The organism is Fulvivirga aurantia, assembly GCF_009711475.1.
Taxonomy (GTDB): Bacteria; Bacteroidota; Bacteroidia; order Cytophagales; family Cyclobacteriaceae; genus Fulvivirga; species Fulvivirga aurantia.
Genome location: NZ_SMMD01000620.1, coordinates 1 through 4,711, shown reverse-complemented (window position 1 = coordinate 4,711; position 4,711 = coordinate 1). Strand labels below are relative to the sequence as shown.

The window sequence follows — 4,711 nt, the reverse complement described above, 5'->3', positions numbered from 1 at the left end:
AAGTGGATGAGTCAACTGTTGATTCTTACATCCCAACATATCCCTATGGTTTTAACAATAGCTTTCCCACAATCGATAGTGTGTTTATTGAACTTAAGATGAACAATAACAACGTAATACTGAATTTACCCTACTCCATGGCAGGTACTTGTGAGCAACTAATAATTACGGACTCATTAACTGTCGAAAGGGTGAGATAGTATTAATAACGCGTACACTTAAATGGCTTTGCCAGTAAGTACCAGCACCACGTTGACTCTTACTCAACCCTAGCCTATCAAGTACTTCCCTCCTCAATCATATCCCGTCAATTCTTGCCTAAATACAATTTTATTTATACTTTGTTGGATTGTTCAATCCGGAAACTCGAGCTTTTAAGATCATGGTTATGATTATCACCCTTTTCCAGGCCATCCTAATGTCTTACTTATGGGGTCGGGTAGTGTTTTAAATAACAAATCATCTAATGTAGGTACAGCTGCAGCATTTACACACGGTGCAGCAATAGGCGATATAGATGGAAATGGCACTTTAGATATTTTTACGAACAACATCCAGGGTCTGGAAAACATTGGAGGCGCATCTTCCGACTTCTTCATTTATTTAAATGATGGTAGCGGCAATTTTAGCGGTGAAAAGTAGGCACAACCAAAATGTATACATGATACGAAAATAACTTTCAAGAACTTTAAGTCCTCCCCGACTGACTTTGAGGGTATATTGCACTTGTTCCCACGCTATTCACTAACTTTATCATAACCAGCCAGATCAGGTAATGACACCAGAAATATTTGAGCCCGGTGAAGCGGTAGCAGACTTTGTGAAATGCTACTGGACGTTGGAAGGCACAAAAGCTACAACCCCCAGTAAGAACACCATCGTACCTGATGGCACCATGAAGCTCATTTTTCATTATGGGGATCTGTATTGGCATCATCCTCCTGACAAGGACAGTTTTTTACAACCCAGGTGTTTCTTAATAGGACAGCTAACACGTCCTTATGTAGTTGAGCCTGATGGAGATACCGGCACTTTTATCGTAAGATTTCATCCTAACGGGTTTCTGCCTTTCACTACACTGCCGCTTAAAGATATGACCAACACACCAATTTCATTGAAAATGATATTTGGCCAGCAAGGAGAAAAGTTGGAAAACGAAATCCTACAAGCAGAGAATACTCGTACACGAATCAAAATCATCGAAGACTTTTTACTGAAAAGGCTAAAGGATAAGTCCATCATCGATCGTATCGTAAAATCTGCTGTAGACACAATAGCTTCTGCACATGGTAAGCTATCAATACAAGACCTCACAGAAAATGATAATATTAATCGTAGAGTTTTAGCTCGCAAATTTTCTTCAACAGTAGGTCTAAGCCCTAAACAATTGGCTAAGATTATCAGACTTCAGACCACATTACAAACACTGCTAAACCAACACGCATCGAGCCTGACTAATGTTGCATACGAAAACGAATACTTCGATCAGTCACACTTCATCAAAGATTTTAAGGAGTTTACGGGTATTACCCCTAAAGAATTTTATGGTGAAGATCTAAAAATGTCTCTGATTTTTGATCAGAAAAAATAGCCCTGTCCCATTTTTACAATTTTTTGAGCCAATCTAAGTGCAACTTCAGGTTAAACTTAAAATTATAGACTTATGAAAAATTTAAATCCTGTCTGTTGGTTCGACATCAATGTGTCTAACCTAGAACGCGCTAAAGAATTTTATGAAGATGTATTTGACATCAAGATGGTTGATTTGCCCATCGAATGGGGTAAGCAATCGACCTTTCCTTTTGAAAATGATGGTGTAAACGCTACAGGGGCTTTAGTAGAAAAAGAGAACTATATGCCCAATGACAATAACACTGTTGTGTATTTCTCTTCACCAGACTGTGTAACCGAAGAGTCCAAGGTGGAAAAAGCTGGTGGTAAGGTTCTAAAACCTAAGTTTTCGATTGGAGAATTTGGCTTCGTATCCATTCTCAAAGATTCGGAAGGCAATACAATCGGCCTTCACTCAAGAAAGTAACTCAATGTCAACCTCCCGGGATCCTGACTGAAATTTCGGGAGGTTGCATGAAATATAGGATAATAGGAGACTTGATAATATTTTAATTATTTTGGCAGTATAAATCTGATGCAATTTATTACAAATATCCCCTTTACTTAAAATCATCTCCTTCTTATTTTGAAAATATATGGTATTGGTGGTTTAGGAGTTGATCAGAGAATTTTTTCAGAATTATCTCTCGACTTTGATTTAATTCCACTTGAGTGGATCCCTCCAATTGGCAATGAGAAAATTGAAGTATACGCCACTCGGTTTGCCAAACAAATCAATGCTCAAGAGCCTTTCGGGATTATCGGAGTTTCCTTTGGAGGAATGATAGCTATTGAGTTAAATAAAATTCTAAGCCCAAAGCTAATTATACTCATATCATCCGCTACCAGTAAAAATGATATTCCCTGGACTTTTAGAGTACTCGGAAAAATCGGAATTTTTAAAAAAGTCCCAAATTTTCTTATCAAGCCTCCTCCATTTTTAGCTAACTATTTGTTCGGAATATCTCATCCAAAACATAAAAAAACACTCAGGCAGATAATTGCGGATACTGATACTGGGTTTTTGAGATGGGCAATCAATCAAATTGCAATTTGGAATAATGTTAATAAACCTTCTAATTTAATTAGAATTCACGGTTCATCTGACCGAATGCTGACTTTTGCAGAGAAGGATAAAGTCATTGCGATTCCGAATGGAGGACATTTCATGGTTGTGGATAAAGCAGATGAATTAAGTCGTATCCTGAATCAGATTTTGCATGAAAGTACAATCAAGTAAATCTATACTATACCACATGAAAGCACCCCTATTTATCACTCTTTTTCTCTTGATATGCAACATCTCCTTTTCACAACCTGCGTACAGCACTAAAGGATTTTTAGAAGAAGGAGATTCACTTGAGCTGCGTAACAAGCTTAACCTTTCGTCAACACAGTCGGTGCAGTTTTACCAAACAAAAATGGAAATCATGGATGTTGATGACTATAACACACAGCACATTCTAATCGATGTATTTCTACTCTTAGGTCTTGTAAGTGATACAACCAGCACTTCAATTAAAAATGGGAAACATGAATACTATGTGTTTATGCTACACGATAAAAAACCAATCAAAGTGTGGGAAAAGCATTATAAGAACGGAAGACTGCACGGCCCGTGGTATACATATAATCTACAAGGCACATTGGTAAGTGAGTTAAACTATAGGAATGACACATTACATGGGGTGTCCAGAGATTTTAGTGTTGATGGAAAAAGAATTATAAGCGAAGCAGAATATGTGGATGATCATGTAATCTCAAAATGGTACAGCTCGGGCGGTGAACTTTTGGAAACCATAACACACAAAAGATATGAGAATGTGCGGGATGGTGATGGTCTGACTTATTACAGGGATGGTACTCTCAAAGAAAAAATGCATTATGTTAATGACAAGCTTGAGGGCAAGTACCAATCTTTCCATCCGAACGGAAAAATTCATGAGGAAACTATATACAAAGATGGTAAGCCATGGGAAGCGATTGTAAACTATACTGCGGCAGGTGAGCTAAGAGATGCAGGTACACTCAAAGAAGGCTCAGGCATACTAATATCCTACAGAGATACAGGAGAAATAAAATCTGTAAAAACCTACAAAGATGGCGTACTTGTAGACCGAAGTTGGATCAGAGAGAAAGGTGAGCTTTATTTAGCGATTGAACGCTTCAATCAGGCATTTAAGGAGGGCGATGTGAAAACTTTGACCTCAATGATTACCTATGATTATGTACACACTAATGGTACTTCAAAACCAATCAATAAAAGCCAATGGTTAGATTATTTACGAAAACGTTCTGAAGACCTCTCTTCTGGAAAACTTGTAGTCCTGGCGTACTCGATGGAAGAAATGGCCATTGAAATATTATATGGTAAAACAGCTATCGTAACTGGTAAAGTGATAGTAGAAACTGAAATGGAAGGCTCTCTACACAAGAATGAATACCGGGTAACTCATGTTTGGACCAAATATAAAAATGGTTGGAGAAGGGCCGGCTTTCATGACAGCAAAATAAATTAAGCATATTAAATAAAGGTAAATGGCCGTTCTTTTTCACTTCGTTTTTACCCTCTTCAAAATTGCTGTTTTAGCCAGCATATATGCTCTACTTATTACATCCATTATTAGAATGGTGACTCATATAAAAGTATCAAAAACAAAGCTGTGGGCCTGTAGCGGAGCAGTGATATCACTTGCCTTGTTTATTTATATGTTTACCCATTGGGGCGATCATGGATTAGGTGATTATGCACGAATTCCTCTCAATCATGGCAAAGCGGTTCAACAAGGTGATGGCACATGGACTTACATAACCCCTAAAGATTATGAACATGAAGTTCTGGTTCTAAATCAATTCACATTTACGGATGATTACCTTATTGGCACAATCGATGACCCAAAAGTGAAAAAATATGCCATTTGGAATTTGTCGACAAACGAAGTTGTATTCAAAGATTCTATACCTCAGAAAAATTTTGACAGTCAATTAAGAGATTTTTATAGTCATTACAAAGACTACTGGGGAGGCTGGAGGTTTTGGCTCTTAGCATAAACGATTACCCTATCTGTCTACGGAAAAGTCGGATTCATCTACTTTATAA

General features: G+C 37.7%; 7 protein-coding genes. All 7 read left to right on the top strand.

Features of this window, described 5'->3' with window-relative positions:
* On the top strand, positions 1–200 hold a 200-nt coding region (locus tag E1176_RS20910), incomplete at its 5' end, for a hypothetical protein (RefSeq protein WP_222933093.1).
* A gap of 229 nt (positions 201–429) precedes the next feature.
* A complete protein-coding gene (locus E1176_RS05870) occupies positions 430–642 on the top strand; it encodes a hypothetical protein (RefSeq protein ID WP_155209631.1) in 213 nt (70 codons plus the stop codon).
* A 133-nt stretch (positions 643–775) separates the two neighbouring features.
* Positions 776–1,591 carry a helix-turn-helix domain-containing protein gene (locus E1176_RS05865; protein ID WP_155209630.1) on the top strand — a complete coding sequence of 272 codons (816 nt, stop codon included), beginning with the start codon at positions 776–778 and terminating at the stop codon, positions 1,589–1,591.
* A gap of 72 nt (positions 1,592–1,663) precedes the next feature.
* A complete protein-coding gene (locus E1176_RS05860; protein WP_155209629.1) occupies positions 1,664–2,038 on the top strand; it encodes a VOC family protein in 375 nt (124 codons plus the stop codon).
* 159 nt (positions 2,039–2,197) lie between these two features.
* A complete protein-coding gene (locus E1176_RS05855) occupies positions 2,198–2,851 on the top strand; it encodes an alpha/beta hydrolase (RefSeq protein ID WP_155209628.1) in 654 nt (217 codons plus the stop codon).
* 16 nt (positions 2,852–2,867) lie between these two features.
* A complete protein-coding gene (locus E1176_RS05850; protein WP_185152655.1) occupies positions 2,868–4,130 on the top strand; it encodes a DUF4440 domain-containing protein in 1,263 nt (420 codons plus the stop codon).
* A 19-nt stretch (positions 4,131–4,149) separates the two neighbouring features.
* Positions 4,150–4,662 (top strand): hypothetical protein, encoded by a 513-nt coding sequence (locus E1176_RS05845; protein ID WP_155209626.1) that lies wholly within the window; start codon positions 4,150–4,152, stop codon positions 4,660–4,662.
* The last annotated feature ends 49 nt before the right edge of the window (positions 4,663–4,711 follow it).